At 37.9% G+C, this 16,105-nt stretch carries 10 protein-coding genes and 1 pseudogene; 9 read left to right on the forward strand and 2 right to left on the reverse strand.

What is annotated here, in order from left to right; translation table 11 throughout:
- Nucleotides 1–172: 172 nt before the first annotated feature.
- Nucleotides 173–1,459: pseudogene (locus tag DEU40_RS18750) on the forward strand (protein-disulfide reductase DsbD family protein); the annotation flags it as partial.
- Nucleotides 1,460–1,525: 66 nt separating this feature from the next.
- Here the strand turns inward: DEU40_RS18750 and DEU40_RS18755 are convergent.
- Both DEU40_RS18755 and DEU40_RS18760 read right to left on the reverse strand, forming a co-directional pair.
- Complete coding sequence (locus tag DEU40_RS18755) at nt 1,526–2,323, reverse strand: DUF2797 domain-containing protein (protein WP_110011268.1); 798 nt, start codon at nt 2,321–2,323, stop codon at nt 1,526–1,528.
- A gap of 35 nt (nt 2,324–2,358) precedes the next feature.
- The gene (locus DEU40_RS18760; RefSeq protein ID WP_110011269.1) at nt 2,359–3,414 is read right to left on the reverse strand and encodes a DUF389 domain-containing protein; all 1,056 of its coding nucleotides are present in this window, start codon (nt 3,412–3,414) and stop codon (nt 2,359–2,361) included.
- A gap of 76 nt (nt 3,415–3,490) precedes the next feature.
- Between DEU40_RS18760 and DEU40_RS18765 the strand changes: the two genes are divergently transcribed.
- The 8 genes from DEU40_RS18765 (at nt 3,491) to DEU40_RS18800 (ending at nt 16,050) form a co-directional block, all read left to right on the forward strand.
- Nucleotides 3,491–4,519: a GDP-mannose 4,6-dehydratase gene (locus tag DEU40_RS18765; protein WP_110011270.1), complete on the forward strand. Its 1,029-nt coding sequence runs from the start codon at nt 3,491–3,493 to the stop codon at nt 4,517–4,519.
- A gap of 136 nt (nt 4,520–4,655) precedes the next feature.
- The gene (locus DEU40_RS18770) at nt 4,656–4,877 is read left to right on the forward strand and encodes a DUF2795 domain-containing protein (protein WP_002662059.1); all 222 of its coding nucleotides are present in this window, start codon (nt 4,656–4,658) and stop codon (nt 4,875–4,877) included.
- 122 nt (nt 4,878–4,999) lie between these two features.
- Entirely contained in the window at nt 5,000–8,074 is a 3,075-nt protein-coding gene (secA, locus tag DEU40_RS18775; protein ID WP_110011271.1) for a preprotein translocase subunit SecA, read from the forward strand.
- 151 nt (nt 8,075–8,225) lie between these two features.
- Nucleotides 8,226–10,382, forward strand: coding sequence for a TonB-dependent siderophore receptor (locus tag DEU40_RS18780; RefSeq protein ID WP_110011272.1), 2,157 nt, complete (start codon nt 8,226–8,228; stop codon nt 10,380–10,382).
- Nucleotides 10,383–10,422: 40 nt separating this feature from the next.
- The gene (locus tag DEU40_RS18785; RefSeq protein ID WP_110011273.1) at nt 10,423–11,625 is read left to right on the forward strand and encodes a PepSY-associated TM helix domain-containing protein; all 1,203 of its coding nucleotides are present in this window, start codon (nt 10,423–10,425) and stop codon (nt 11,623–11,625) included.
- Nucleotides 11,625–13,739 (forward strand): TonB-dependent receptor, encoded by a 2,115-nt coding sequence (locus DEU40_RS18790; protein WP_110011317.1) that lies wholly within the window; start codon nt 11,625–11,627, stop codon nt 13,737–13,739. The genes DEU40_RS18785 and DEU40_RS18790 overlap by 1 nt, the downstream gene beginning before the upstream one ends.
- 50 nt (nt 13,740–13,789) lie before the next feature.
- Nucleotides 13,790–15,010, forward strand: a complete 1,221-nt coding sequence (locus tag DEU40_RS18795; RefSeq protein WP_110011274.1) for a PepSY-associated TM helix domain-containing protein — start codon at nt 13,790–13,792, stop codon at nt 15,008–15,010.
- A 71-nt stretch (nt 15,011–15,081) separates the two neighbouring features.
- A complete protein-coding gene (locus DEU40_RS18800; protein ID WP_110011275.1) occupies nt 15,082–16,050 on the forward strand; it encodes an ROK family protein in 969 nt (322 codons plus the stop codon).
- The last annotated feature ends 55 nt before the right edge of the window (nt 16,051–16,105 follow it).

Consider the following 16,105-nt stretch of genomic DNA (forward strand, 5'->3'; position numbering starts at 1 on the left):
ATTGTATCGAGTTTGCAATTGGGATTTTGTATATAATCCCCGTTCATATTCAGAGACAACTTGTCGTTTGAATGCCTCACTGTATTCTTGGACAGGGGACGATGTTTTTTTTAGATTCATAAGGATGACTAATTTTATGGTTTTTTAGTCAACCTTTTTCAGGACGAGACAAAGTAAAAATAAAGCCAAAGGAAAAAGGGATGCTCTTATTTATGGTTTTTTTATCCTTCTGATCTTTGTTTTATTAAGTATCCCTTTCCATATTATTGATGGAATTGCCGGAAATGTCTTCAATGAAATTTCCACAAGTGTATGGCTGAACATTGCGTTCTTCATCATATTCATCTTCTTTGCCGGAAGTTTCTTCGGGTATTATGATATCACGCTGCCAAGTTCTATTGCCAACAAATCTTCCAAAGCGGAAGAGGCAGGAGGAATTATTGGTATTTTCTTCATGGCATTAACGTTGGTGATCGTTTCTTTCTCCTGTACAGGACCTATTTTAGGAAGTTTACTGGGAAGTGCAGTAACTGGTTCATCCAATGTTCCGATGCTGCTGACATTTGCTTTGGCTGGATTCGGGCTGGCATGGGCAATTATTTTTGGACTGCTGGCATTATTCCCGCAGGCATTACAGAGCCTTCCGAAATCCGGAGGATGGATGAATACGGTAAAAGTAGTTTTAGGATTCGTAGAACTGGCATTGGCATTGAAATTCTTGTCTAAAGCTGATCTTGTATCCAAAACATTCTTCTTAAAAAGAGAGCTTTTCATTGCCATCTGGATTATTATTGCATTAGGATTGGCATTATACTTATTAGGATTCATCAGATTCCCGCATGATGATAAAAAGCCTAAAATCTCCATAACAAGGAAGATATTGGGAGTATTGGGAATTGGTTTTGTGATTTACCTGGTTCAGGGGTTAATTCCATCTGACCGTCCTAAAATTCAGTTATTAAGCGGAATCTTACCTCCTCTGAATGTGAGCTATTTCCATGATGAAAAAGACGGGATTTTAGGAACGCATCCGGAGCACGACTTCTTCAAAGCTGTGGAACTGGCCAAAAAAGAGGATAAACCCATCCTGATCGACTTTACAGGATACGGTTGTGAAAACTGTAGAAAAATGGAGGAATTTGTATGGAGCGAACCGGATATCTTACCGATTCTTCAGAACGATGTAGTACTGGCTTCTCTCTATGTAGACGACAAAGAAGAGCTTCCTGAGGATCAGAAAACCAAAATTGACCTGGGTGACGGACAGATCAAAAAGGTAAAAACAATTGGAGACAGATGGAGTTTATTCCAGCAGGTGAACTTTAACAACAACTCTCAGCCTCACTATGTTTTAATTACTCCGGACGGCAAAGTAATCAACACGCCTGTTTCAGGATATATGCCTAAAGAGGATTTCAAAAAATTCCTTGAATGCGGGGTAAATTATTATGCCCACTGATAAAATTCATTTTTAAATAGCCTTAGCTTAAGATATCTGCATCTAAGTTAAGGCTATCATTTAATATTAGTTCTTTATTTCGAGTTCGATCACATATCCCTCATGTCCTCTTACATTGATAAAGTTCCCTCCTTCAAATCCCAGATACTGTCCTTTAATTCCGGTAAGCCTTCCTGTAAATTCAGGTTTTTTATCCAAAGTAAATGAAGAAACTTTTTCCGGTTTTTCAAAAGGATAATCAAACATCCACAGCTCTTCACCATCGCTGTAAAATTTCTGGAAATCGTCAGGAAAATATTCTTTTATCTTTTGTCGGAAATCGGCAAGGTCTACTTCTCCTTCAAAATCATCCTGCAGCATCTTTCTCCAATTGGTTTTATCTGCCAGATGTTCTTTTAAAGCTACTTCTATCATTCCTGCTTCATAACGGTTTTCCGTTCTTGCGATAGGCAATGCAAAAGTTGCACCCTGATCAATCCATCTTGTAGGAATCTGTGTATTTCTGGTTACGCCTACTTTTACATCTCCTGTATAGGCCAGATAAACAGTGTGTGGCTGCAGCTGAATCTGTTTTTCGATATCAAGATCGCGTTCCGCAATATCTAAATGTGCTGTAGAAAGTTCCGGGCGGATAATGGTATCGCTTGCATAAGGGCTTTCAAAAAAACAATTTTTGCAGAATCCCATTCTGTAAATTGGTTTATTTTCACCACAATTTACACACTGGAATCCTGTATGTTTTATGCTTAACTCCTTTCCAAACAGCTCATTCATGTGGATCAGATCCCCGGAAAGATTGAGATAGTATTGGATTGGCTTAGCATCGTAGCTTGTCATCTTTAAAATTTGCCCTTGAAACTGCATAATGATGTTTTTAAGTATAAGTAAATATAGAAATTTTATTTGATCTTTTTTTGCAATTTAATCTCATCCAGCTCCTTTTTTAGAGCATTTATCTGGCTTTGAAGTTTTTGCAATTCCGGATTATTTATATTTTTTGACTGAGGTGAATACTGCCATATCAGATGAATATCCTTCACTAATTCATTATGTTCATCCAGTCTTTTTTTACTGATGGTAACACTGTCGTTCAAAAGGGTGATCCTTAAAAAATTCTGTGTTTTTTCTTTAAATGACTCATGATTAATAATAGCCAGCTCAGGATGGCTTTCCTTAATAATTCTGATATATTTTTCCGACCTCTCTTTCAATGTTTCATTCTCCCATTTCTTTTTGGTAAGCAATATACTCGGAATCAAAATAATAACGGAAAGTAAGCTTATCCATACAGAAACTTTACGATTATTGCTGTTTTTTTCTCTGTAATACTTCTGATATCCTAACACGAGGCTTAATACCCAGGTTCCCACCGCTATAAAAAAACAATTGATAAGATAAAAATAAAAGCCTCCCCAAAAATATTCCCAGTTTCCATTAGCAATACCAAATCCTGCTGTGCACAAAGGAGGTATACATGCTGTAGAAACTGCCACCCCCGCGATAACTTTGATTGCTTCTTTCCTTACGATCCCCAGAAACCATGCAAGTCCTCCAAGCAGGGCTAAAAAACAGTCAAAAATCGTTGCCGTTTTAAAGCTTTCAAGCTGTGAAGTTTCTGAATGAAAAGGAGAAACCAGAAAATATAATGTGGAAGAACAAATGGCCACTACAATCATCAAAAGCCAGTTATAAACACCAAGCTTTATAAGCCTCCTGTTTCCTATAGAAAACCCAAATGCAATTCCAACAACAGGTCCCATCAATGGAGAAATAAGCATTGCACCAATTACCGCAGCCGGGCTATTAACATTTAACCCAATACAAGCAATACCCATGGAAATTACCAGAAGCCAGAGATTATGACCGCGGAAATAAATACCTTCCTCTATCTCGCCAAATGTAAATTCTTCATCTTCTTCCTTGGGAAGTACAAATAACTTTTGAAGATTTATCATTGATTTATATTTTCAGACAAAAGTATAAAAACGTCATTCAAGTTTTATTAATAAATTTGTCTATTAAAATCAACAAATGAATTATCTTGTAACCGGAGGAAGCGGCTTTATTGGTTCCCATCTAATAGAGAAATTATTAAAAAATGGACATTCTGTCATAAACATTGACAATTTTGATAATTTCTATGACTATCAGGTAAAAATTAAAAATACTTTAGAGTCAATCGGTAAAAATTCGGATTTTGAATTCTCGGATAAAGAGACGGATATTCCGCGTTTGGTTTCCCTCACCCATTCTGACCAATATTCCCTCTATTGGCAGGATATCAGGGACCTAAAAGGTCTTGAAAACATCTTTAAGAATCATCATATTGACATGGTGATCCATCTTGCTGCACTTGCCGGTGTTCGCCCTTCTATTGAACGTCCTCTGGAGTACGAAGAAGTGAATGTACGGGGTACTATGAATCTTTGGGAACTGTGTAAGGATTTCCATATTAAAAAATTCATCTGTGCATCTTCGTCAAGTGTTTATGGAAACAATGAAAAAATTCCCTTTGCGGAAACAGATAATGTAGACAATCCTATCTCTCCGTATGCTGCTACCAAGAAAAGCGGAGAAATTATAGGACATGTTTACCATAATCTATACCATATAGATATGATCCAGCTCAGGTTTTTTACAGTATATGGACCAAGACAGAGACCTGACCTTGCCATACACAAGTTCACAAAGCTTATTTCGGAAAATCAGGAAATCCCTTTCTATGGTGACGGAAATACGGCCAGAGACTATACTTATATAGATGATATCATTGATGGAATTACCAAATCTATTCTTTATCTGGAAAACAATTCAGGAATTTATGAAATTGTGAATCTGGGTGAAAACCAGGTAATCACTTTGTCTGCAATGGTGGCTACTATTGAAAAGGCATTGGGAAAATCTGCCATCAAAAAAATTCTGCCAATGCAGCCGGGAGATGTCACAAAAACGAATGCCGATATTACAAAAGCAAAGGATTTAATAGGGTATAATCCGGCCACAGACTTCCAAAATGGCATAAAAAAATTTGTGGAATGGTTTTTGAGAAAACGACAATAAGTAAATGGCTGACATAGCTGCCAGTTAGTTTGTGACAGACATTTATAAGAAAAAATTATAAAAAGAATTGAAAATCAAGTATAAAAAAGTTTATTATACAACCTATTTTTATACTTTTGCAAAAAATTAGAAAATTATGTACTGGACATTAGAATTAGCTTCATATCTAAGTGACGCACCTTGGCCAATGACAAAAGCAGAGCTTATTGACTACGCAATCAGAACTGGTGCACCAATGGAAGTAGTAGAAAACCTTCAGGCTATTGAGGATGAAGGAGAAATTTATGAATCTATCGAAGAAGTATGGAGTGACTATCCTACTGACGAGGATTTCCTTTGGAACGAGGACGAATATTAATAAAGCGATAAGCTTTAGGCTGCGTGCTTAGAGCTTTTTTGCCCTTTTTATATATAATTTACACGATAAGTGTTATTTAAAACGCTTAAAGCATTTTGCATTAAGCATAAAGCAAAAAATTTATGAGTTTTTTAAACAAAGTTCTTAAAGGGTTTTTGGGAGACAAAAAAGCGCAGGACCTAAAAGAAGTAAAAAAAGTTGTAACAAAAATCAGAGCTGTAGAACCTAACATCCAACAATTGTCAGATGATGGGTTGAGACAAAAGACGGCTGAGTTTAAAGAGAATATAAAATCTGCAACCAGCAAGATCACCGCTCAAATAGAACAGATAAAAGAGCAGATAAAAAATTCAACCAACGTTGATGAAAAAGAAGCTCTTTTCTCAAAAATTGAGTCTTTAAAGAAAGAATCTTACGAAATTGAAGAAAAAGTTCTGGTTCAGATTCTTCCCGAAGCTTTTGCATTGATCAAAGAAACGGCAAGAAGATGGGCTCAGAATGGAGAAATCCGTGTAACGGCTAGTGACTGGGACAGAGAACTGGCTGCTGCGGGAAAAGATTTCGTCAGCATTGAGGGAGACACAGCTGTTTGGAAAAACTCATGGGACGCTGCCGGAACTCCTGTAGTTTGGGATATGGTCCACTATGATGTTCAGTTTATCGGAGGGATTATTCTTCACAGTGGTAAAATTGCCGAAATGGCAACCGGTGAAGGTAAAACTTTGGTAGGAACATTACCTATTTATTTAAATTCACTTCCTGAAAGAGGGGTACACGTTGTAACCGTGAACGATTATCTTGCAAAAAGAGACTCGGCATGGATGGGACCTCTTTATCAGTTCCACGGTATGTCTATCGATTGTATTGATAACCACCAACCGAACTCGGACGGAAGAAGAAAAGCATACAACTCGGATATTACCTATGGAACGAATAACGAATTCGGTTTCGATTATCTGAGAGACAACATGGTGACATCACCTTCAGAACTGGTACAAAGAGAACTTAACTTTGCTATCGTAGATGAGGTGGACTCTGTATTGGTAGATGACGCCAGAACACCATTGATCATTTCAGGTCCGGTTCCTCAGGGAGACAGACAGGAGTTTGATGTTCTTAAGCCTTCTATCGACAGAATTGTTGAAGTACAAAAGAAAACCGTTTCCGCTATTTTCAATGAAGCGAAGAAATTAATCGCTGCAGGAAATACAAAAGAAGGTGGTTTCAAATTACTTCAGGCATACAGAGGTCTTCCAAAAAACAGACAATTAATCAAATTCTTATCGGAAAGCGGAAACAGAGCATTGCTTCAGAAAGTTGAAGCACAATACATGCAGGACAACAACCGTGATATGCCGATTGTAGATAAAGATCTTTACTTCGTAATCGAGGAGAAAAACAATCAGGTTGATCTTACAGACAAAGGTGTTGAATACATGTCTCAAGGTAACTCTGATCCTAACTTCTTCGTACTTCCGGATATCGGAACTGAGATTGCTGAAGTAGAAGCTAAAAATCTTCCCAAAGAAGAAGAGTTCGAAGCTAAAGAAAAACTTTTCGCTGAATTTGCTGAAAAATCTGAGCGTGTTCACACCATGAGCCAGCTATTGAAAGCTTACACGTTATTTGAAAAAGATGATGAGTATGTGGTGATTGATGGTGAAGTAAAAATCGTTGATGAGCAGACAGGTCGTATCATGGAGGGACGTCGTTATTCAGACGGTCTTCACCAGGCAATTGAAGCGAAAGAGAATGTAAAAATTGAGGCAGCTACTCAAACTTTTGCAACCATCACGCTTCAGAACTATTTCCGTATGTACAACAAGCTTGCGGGGATGACAGGTACTGCTGAAACCGAAGCTGGAGAACTTTGGGAAATCTACAAATTAGACGTTGTGGTAATTCCTACCAACCGTCCTATTTTAAGACATGACAAACAAGACCTGGTTTTCAAAACGAATAGAGAAAAATATAATGCTGTCATCGAAGAAATTGAAAAATTAACAGCACAGAAAAGACCTGTACTTGTAGGTACTACTTCTGTTGAAATTTCTCAATTACTATCAAAAGCACTTCAATTAAGAAAGATCCCACACCAGGTATTGAACGCAAAGCTTCACAAAAAAGAAGCGGAAATTGTAGCTGGAGCAGGACAGCCGGGAGTTGTAACCATTGCAACCAACATGGCAGGACGTGGTACGGATATCAAGCTTTCTAAGGAAGTAAAAGATGCGGGAGGTTTAGCGATTATCGGTACTGAAAGACACGATTCAAGACGTGTTGACAGACAGTTGAGAGGTAGAGCGGGACGTCAGGGAGATCCGGGAAGTTCTCAGTTCTACGTATCTCTTGAAGATAACTTAATGCGTTTGTTCGGTTCTGAAAGAATTGCTAAAATGATGGACAGAATGGGGCATAAAGAGGGTGAAGTAATTCAGCACTCTATGATCAGTAAGTCTATTGAAAGAGCTCAGAAGAAAGTGGAAGAAAATAACTTCGGAACAAGAAAAAGGCTTCTTGAGTACGATGATGTTATGAATAAGCAGCGTGACGTAATCTACAAGAGAAGAAAGAATGCTCTTTTCGGAGACCACTTGAAGTATGACATCACCAATATGATTTTTGATGTAGCTAATTCTATCGTTGCGAAAGGGAAAGCTTCAGGAAATTATAAAGATTTTGAATACGAAATCATTAAAACATTCACAATGGAATCTCCGGTTTCTCAAAGTGATTTTAATAATAAAAACGTTCAGGATCTGACGAATATCTTATTCAAAGCAGCTCAGGAAGACTACAAAATGAAGCTGAACCTATTGAAAGAAAAATCATTCCCAATCATTGAGAATGTATACCAAAATCAAGGTTCAATGTTCAAAATGATCCAGGTTCCATTCACAGACGGACACAAAACAATGACAATTGTAGCTGATCTTAAAGAAGCTTACGATACTCAGTGTGAAAGTTTAGTGAACGATTTTGAAAAGAATATCACTTTATCAATTATCGATGAAAACTGGAAGCTTCACCTTCGTGAGATGGACGACTTAAGAAGATCTTCACAAGGAGCTGTTTACGAGCAGAAAGATCCATTGGTAATTTACAAGCAGGAATCTTTCCACTTATTCAGTGAAATGATCGATAAATTAAACAAAGAAATTATTTCTTTCTTATATAAAGGCGAAATTCCGGCTTAAGAAAAATTTAATAATATCATCTAAAAACCGCTCTGGCATTGGCCATAGCGGTTTTTTGTTATTCAGTATATAATAATTTTATGATAAATATCAATATTATTATTTATTTAGAACAGTTAAAAATAATATATTTGCAGAAAATTTGAGTTTCATGAAAAATGTACTGATCTGTGCTTCCGCACTGGGAACAATATTGGTTTCTGCGCAAAAAAAAGACACCATCAAATCCAATGACATTGAAGAAGTAGTTGTTAACGGAAGATATTATCAGAAGTACAAGCTGAATGAGGTTTCAGGTTCACTGAGAATTCAGACGCCTATTCTTGAGCTGCCACAAAATGTACAGTCTGTAAGTTCACAGGTTCTTGCTGATCAGATGACTCTAAATATGTCTGAAGGAATAGTCCGTAACGTAAGTGGGGCAAGAAAAGTAGAACACTGGGATAATGTATATTCCAATGTTTTCATGAGAGGAGCAGGTATTGCTACTTTCATGAACGGGATGAATGTTTCTTCTACTTGGGGACCCATCAATCCTGACGCATCTATCATAGACAGAATAGAGTTTGTAAAAGGTCCTGCCGGATTTATGGGATCTATGGGAGATCCTGCCGGATTTTATAATGTAGTAACTAAAAAACCTACAGGAAAGTTTGCCAACAGTGTGCGTTTCACAACGGGAAGCTATAATCTTTTCAGAGGAGAAGCTGATCTGGATGGAGTTCTTGTAAAAGACGGGGTTTTAGACTACCGTATCAATTTGATGGGAAGCTCTAATAAATCCTGGGTGGAAAATGACAAAACAAACAAATTCATTGTTGCCCCTTCCATTACTTTCAGACCTACAAAGACGACTACATTTACAGCACAATACAATTATCAGTATTTAAAATTCAACCAGCCGGGAGCTTATCTGATGTCAAATGACGGATACGCTTCACTGAATGTACATACCAACTTTAATGATCCGAACTTCAAGAAAACTGAAGTAAAAGATCAGAGTTTATTTTTAAGTTTAGACCAAAAACTTTTCAAAGATTGGGTTTGGAGCACACAATATGCTTATATGGACCTGAATTACGACGGAGGTTCTTGGTGGGGAACTTTTGATGCGAACAATAAGAATGTTTTCAACAGAACCTTAAGCAACTGGCAGGCAAAAGGAAAAAATCACATTTTCCAAACCTATGTAAGAGGTAAGCTTAACACAGGAAACATTGTACATAAAATAATTGCAGGATTCGATTATGGAGACAGAAAGTATAATGCAGACTTTTCATCTTTTGCCGGAGGTCCTTTCCCTATTAATATTTATAATGTAAATTATGGAGTAGATCCTTCAAAACTTCCTTCTTCTGACTTTTATAGCTTAAACACTTCTGCTCCGTTTTATAACGATCAGGGGGTAAAATATACTTCATATTATGCTCAGGATCAGATTGAAATGTTTAATAATAAATTGAGATTAACATTAGCAGGAAGGTATACCAGCGGTAAAACCTATTCTGCATACCCTAATCTGAGCCCTGGAACTCCTGTTGTACCAGATACAGCGGGTGAATTTACCCCAAGAGTTGGAGTGAGTTATTCTATTAATGAAAACTTTTCTGCTTACGGAATCTATGATAAGACTTTTGTACCACAATCCGGAACAGGAATTCATCAGACCCTGATTACAGATCCTTTCAGAGGTCAGAATATTGAATTTGGATTGAAGAAAGACTGGTTCGGTGGAAAATGGAACTCTACCTTCGCAGTATACGAAATCAGAAGACAAAATATTCTTGTAGCAGGAAACGCTAATGAAAACGGTGGAGTTGCTTTTCAGATTCCAACCGGAGAACAAAGAGCAAGAGGTTTTGAAACAGATATCAAAGGAGAAATCATCAAAGGATTGAACATCATTGTAAACTATGCCTACACTGATGCAAAAACCATCAAAGACACAGATCCTGCAAGAATTGGAGTTCAGTCTCCAGGAAATGCAAAAAATGTTCAGAATACCTGGATCAACTATAGATTCCAGAATGGTGTTTTAAATGGTTTCGGTATTTCTGCAGGATATCAATATCAGGGAGGAAGACAATCCTGGTATGGGGTAAGTGCCACAAAAGATCAGAGTCTTCCTGATTATTTTGATACCAACTTCGGCGTTTCTTATGTTGCTAAAAAATTCGATATTAACTTTATGTTGAACAATGTTCTTAACAGAAAGCTTTACAGCGGATATAGAGGTGATGGAGGAGAATATGCCTGGATCTACAATGCTCCGCGTAACTGGAGAGTATCAATAGGATATAAATTTTAAAAAATCAAAGGTTAGCCCCTCATGGGGTTAACTTTTTGCTATGAGAAAAAAGCATCATCATAAAAAGAAGGTTTCTTCCACAAAAAAATGGTCTGCAAAGCTGCATTTGTGGCTGGGTTTATCTGTTGGAATCATTGTATTTATAGTCTCTCTTTCAGGGACTTTATATGTTTTTAAGGATGAAATACAGAATAGCTTACGCAAAGAAGCCATTTACCTGAAAAAGGAGGATATCGGAAAAAAGCCATTGTCTATTAATCTGCTTCGTGAAAAAGTTACGCTGGAACTTAATGAAAAATATCCTGTAAGCGCTGTAGAAATTCCTTTGGATAAAAATAAATCCTACCAGTTTGAGTACTATGACAAAAGCAAAAAAGGATGGAATTATTTTCAGCAGGTACACATTAACAAACTGGTCTATGTGAATCAGTACACCGGGCAAATCCTGGCGGTTTATAATGAGAAGTATGATGTATTCAACATCTTGAAATATATCCACTGGGGGCTTCTGCTTAATTCAGAATGGGGACCGTATACTGTAGGAATCCCAACTGTTATTTTCGTCATTATGCTAATTACGGGAATCATTTTATGGTGGCCTAAAAACAAAAATGCAAGAAAAGGACGTTTTTGGTTCAACTGGGAAAATGTAAAAAACTGGAAGCGTAAAAATTATGATCTTCATAATGTTCTTGGATTCTATGCATCATTTATTGCATTGCTATTAAGTATTACAGGGCTTTATTTTGCTTATCCCTATGTAAAAAACACTTTTACTTTTGCATTATCAGGTTCATGGGAACTTCCAAAGGAAAAAGAAAGAAAATCTCCGGACTCTCTGATGGCAAAGAATGAAGCTGTTTTTGATCTCGCTGCGACACAAACTCAAAAGCTGTACGCAAAATCATCCAGCTTCAGAATTACTTTGAACGGAAAGAATAAAAAAGGAAAAGAACTGAAGAATCTTCCTGTAACGGTTTACGGAATGGATGGAAGATACAGTGAAAGAAACATCCTGACATTCGACAAATACTCCGGAAAACTACTCGCCAATAAACCTCATCACAATCTCAATACTGCCGAGAAATATTCCAACGCCAATTATGACATCCATACCGGTTCCTACTTCGGAATCATTGGAAAAGTCATCTGGTTTATAGCCGGCCTCACATGTACATCGCTCCCTGTAACCGGATTTCTGGTCTGGTGGGGAAAAAGAAAGAAAAAAGGAAAGAAAATATAATGAAAAAAGTGCTTTTATCAGCTGCCTGCTTAGGAACTGCTACTGTTTTTGCTCAGGTAAAAGATAGTTTACAAACTAAAAATGTAGACGAGGTTGTCATGACTGCTTCCAGAAAAAAGGAAAGCATCAAAGAAGTTCCAAGCTCCATAACGGTGGTAGGAGAGAAACAGATTCAGTCTCAGCTGACCGTTAACTCAGATATCACAAGCATCCTGCAGTATACCGTTCCCAGTTTAGGAACCAATTCAGGGCAGACATCCAATACAGGACAGACCTTAAGAGGACGTCAGGTTCTAGTTTTGATTGATGGAATTCCACAGTCTACCCCACTTCGTAACGGAGCAAGAGATTTAAGAACCATTGACCCTTCAGCGATCGAAAGAATAGAGGTAATCAAAGGAGCTTCTTCCATTTATGGTAACGGAGCAGACGGAGGGATCATCAATTATATTACAAAAAGAAGCAAAACAGATAAAAAAATCTCCGGAATTTCACAGATCGGGCTTACAGGGCAGCCTTATGGAGGTACTTTAGGAGTAAGAGCCAGTCAGCTTTTATCAGGAAAGATCAACAAGTTTGATTATACCCTTTCATTAGCCTACGAAAGAACAGGATATACAAAAGACGGTGATGGTGTTTTGATAAGTCCTACCTATAGCATTGCGAAGATGGACAACTACAACGGACTGTTGAAAATAGGTTATGACATCAACGAAAATCAGAGAATTGAGGCTTCTTATATTGGTTATTCTTCAAGATCAGATCTGAATGTAGGATTAAAAACAGGAAAATACGGCATCAAGCCAACGATTGGTGAAGGAATTGGGAAAGGTTTGGAAACAACTCCCCAGGGAACTCCTAAAAACCACAACATAAGATTAAGCTACGACAACAAGAACCTGTTTGCAGGAACGTCTTTGAATATCAACCTTTATTATCAGGATTTTAAAACCGTTTACGGCTACAGCGACACCTTTTTCAACGGCGGGCAGTCGAATGTAATCTCAAAAAAAGCAGGAGCAAGATTCAATTTTGATACCCAGCTTTGGAACTCAGCCAACTCTCAGGGAGAAATTATCTACGGAGCCGATATTCTGAATGATGAAACGGTACAAAAACTGGAAGACGGACGTTTCTGGACTCCGAATATGAACATGACCAATATTGCACCTTTCGTACTGGCAAAAATAGATCTGTTTAAAAAGTTCACCATCAAAGGAGGACTTCGTTACGAAAACATCAAAGTAAATGTAGATGACTTCAATACCCTTTCTACCCTGAAAAGTGACGGAACTTTTACGAAAAGTATTCCTGTTGTAGGCGGAAAACTGAGCTACAATGCACTGGTAGGAAATATTGGTCTCCGTTATAATATTGAGCCTTATATCAATCTCTTTGGTAGCTTCTCTCAGGCCTACTCTATCAATGAGTTAGGAAGAATTTTAAGAACCTCAACTTCTGAAACGATCAAAAATCTGGAAACGAAACCCATCATCGTTAATAATTACGAATTGGGAGCAACAGGACAGCTTTCCAGCTGGCTGAATTATGAATTAACTTCTTATGTAAGCACATCCAAACTGGGAGCATCATTCGTACAAAGTCCGGACAGAGCATTAATGATTCAGCGATCTCCTGAAATCGTGTACGGAGTGGAAGGATTCTTACACTTTACTCCGGTAAAATGGATTCAGTTTGGCGGAAGCTATAGCTGGATGGAAGGAATTACTTCTGTAAAAGACGATGGTGATTATTCCACAAAGATCAACAACAGCAGAATTTCTGCCCCTAAAGTATTGGCATATGTTCAGGCCAGACCTATCCCTGCTCTATCAGTTGGGCTTGATATGCTCCACTCTTTCCAGCAAAACAGATTTGAACCTAATGCCAAGACAGGATTGTATGCTTATGGTGAAGGATATGTACCTGAGTATACTGTTTTCAATTTCAAATCCAGTTATGAGGTTAACAACAACTGGAGAGTATCATTAGGTATTGAAAACATTTTCAACAAACTGTACCAGCCTGCCATTTCATGGTGGACAGCAAGAGACAGTGATTTTACCAATGCTCTTGGACTGAGAGGAACATTCATGGTTGAATATAGATTTTAATTAAACTAAATAAAAAGTTAAGCATATATTTGCTTTACTTTTATTGTTATATGAAGAAAAAACATCATCATAAAAAGAAGCCGGGGTTCATTAAGAAATGGTCTGCCAAACTGCATCTGTGGTTCGGATTGGGAATAGGGTTCCTGATCTTTATTATCTCTATTACCGGAGCATTGTATGTTTTTAAGGATGAAGTGGAAAATATCACCCGAAAAGATGTCATCTACCATCACGAGCAAAATATAGAGCAGAAACAGGTCCTTCCCATCAGAGTAATGGAAAAGGCTGTTGCGGAACAGGTAAAAGAGAAATATCCTATCCACTGGGTAAATGTTCCTATTGATAAAAAAATGTCCTATATGTTCTTCTGGTATGAACATAATACGGATGCCTGGAACTATTTTGATGAATTTCCCATCTATAAACAGGCTTATGTAAACCCATACACCGGAAAAGTACTGAGGGTCTATGATGAGAAAAACGGATTCTTCAATATTGTAAAAATGATCCACTGGAGCTACCTCCTGAAACAGGACTGGGGAACTTATGTAGTGGGAATTCCTGTTATTATCTTTATTATCATGCTGATCTCCGGGATCATTCTATGGTGGCCTAAGAACAAAGCAGCCAGAAAACAGCGTTTTGCCTTCAAATGGAAAAATATTAAAAGCTGGAAGCGAAAAAACTACGACCTTCATAATGTACTGGGATTTTACGCATCGATCTTTGCTCTGATCTTTTCCATCACGGGACTTTTCTATGCATTCTTTGTGGTGCAGGCGATGATCTATGTGATATTTTCCGGTGGAGAAACAAAATATCCCGACTTCTCACATATTAAAACAAAGGCACCTATCGAATGGAGAACAGAAGGAACACTGGATAAAATCATCAATACAGTACAGACAAAATATCCTGAATCTTATGGTTTCGCTATCGATTTAGGACATCCGCATATGGATGATCACGAGCACCCCAACTTTGAAGTTTACGTAAAGCATCTTTCTTATTCATATCATAAAAGCAGCAGCTTAATCTTTGATGAAAACTCAGGGGAATTGCTGCACACTCATGACCCGAAAGACAAAAACTTCGGAGAAAAGGTTGTGAACGCCAATTATGATATTCACGTAGGTGCTATTCTGGGACTTCCTACCAAGATCATTGCTTTTATTGTAAGTATCATTTGTGCCTCGCTTCCGGTTACCGGATTTATGATATGGTGGGGCAGAAAAAAGAAAAAAAAAAGTAAAAACGGTTTAACATATTAAATAAAACCCTATTAATAATCCATTAATACAATCTTTTTTATAATTTTAGCGCCTAGAATTTAATAATAGAAATGTCATTAATAGATTTATCAAAACAAGTTGCCCTTGGAGTTGACATCGGCGGAACCAATACTAAATTCGGAATCGTAAACCACCGTGGGGAAGTTCTGGATAAAGGAAACCTGAGAACCGATGCTTATGACAAAGTTGAGGATTTCATTGATGCTTTATATGAACATGTTTATCCAATGATGGAAAAGTATGGAACTGAAGCACACTTTGACGGAATTGGAGTAGGCGCACCTAATGCAAACTACTACAAAGGAACGATAGAACTGGCTCCTAACCTTCCCTGGAAAGGCGTTATTCCTTTCGCTGAACTGATGACGGCAAAATTCAGTCTGCCTTGTACAGTAACCAATGATGCCAATGCGGCAGCTCTTGGAGAAATGCTTTTCGGAGCAGCAAGAGGAATGAAGGATTTCATCATGATTACACTGGGAACAGGGGTAGGCAGCGGAATCATTGCCAATGGAAGTTTAATCTATGGACATGACGGGTTTGCCGGAGAATTGGGTCATACGATTGTAAAACCAGGTGGTAGAAAGCACTGGAGCACGGGATCAGAAGGAAGTCTGGAAGCCTATGCTTCTGCTACGGGAATTACCATTACAGCCAAAAAAATGAGGGCAGAATTCCCGGAATCCATGTTGAACCAATATCCTGAAGATGCGATCAATTCTAAAACAGTATACGAATGTGCTATCAAGGAAGATCCTATTGCGATTGAGGTTTTCAGATATACGGGTCAGAAACTGGGTGAAGCCCTGGCTAATTTTGTTATGTTCTCTTCACCGGAAGCTATTCTTCTGTTTGGAGGAGTAATCAAAGCGGGAGATTTTATCTTAAAGCCTGCTAAACTGCATATGGAAAGAAACCTTCTTCCTATTTTCAGAAATAAGGTAAAACTGGTATTCAGTGAGCTTGACGAAGCAGATGCCGCCATTCTTGGAGCAAGTGCTTTGGTTTGGGAAAAATAACTGAACGCTATTGTAAATAATTCAGAGCATCCTCTTAGGGTGCTTTTTTTGTTCC

The sequence above is a fragment of the Chryseobacterium sp. AG844 genome (genome assembly GCF_003182335.1).
GTDB lineage: Bacteria > Bacteroidota > Bacteroidia > Flavobacteriales > Weeksellaceae > Chryseobacterium > Chryseobacterium cupriresistens.